Source organism: Actinoplanes sp. ATCC 53533, from assembly GCF_003947245.1.
This window is the reverse complement of sequence record NZ_QHHV01000697.1, coordinates 1-528: the sequence shown is the minus strand read 5'-3', so window position 1 is coordinate 528 and position 528 is coordinate 1. Positions and strand designations below refer to the sequence as shown.

The 528-nt window shown below is 67.6% G+C and carries 1 protein-coding gene; it reads left to right on the top strand.

Going from position 1 to position 528, the window contains the following annotated elements:
* Nucleotides 1–528: hypothetical protein (locus tag DMB66_RS60705; protein ID WP_199753349.1), on the top strand; the 528-nt coding region annotated here is incomplete at both ends.

Genomic DNA, 528 nt, shown 5'->3' with positions numbered 1-528 from the left:
TATCCTCGCGGCGACCGGTCTCGCCGTGCGCGAGATCGGCGGGCAGCACGTTTACCGCACCATCGTGCCGTTTCACACCAGGGTGAAGTCCCAGTGGTCGAACTCGGTGGGCTGGTACGTGGGCGGCGCGCCGGTCGAGATCCCGGTGGCCCGGGCGACGGACTTCGACAGCGCGCTGAAGCTGACCCACGCCGCGCTCGCCAGGAATCGATCGCTGTCACGGATGCCCATCACCCGCGTGCTGCGCCTCCTGGGCTCCGACTTCCGGCCCACCTCGCCGGACCTGTACTCCATCGTCTCCTATGTGGACGCACGTGGCGTCCCGGGTTCGGACCGGTGGAACGACCTGCGCACCTACGGGTTGATGCGGGTCTCGTACGGCGACCAGGTGTGCGTCTGGATCACCAGGCTGCACGAGGGTCTGCAGCTCGCCTGCCGCTACCCGGACACCGACATCGCACGCGAGAACATGCGGCTCTACGTGGAACGCCTGCGCGAATTCATCACGTCCCCGAAGGGAAGCGCACG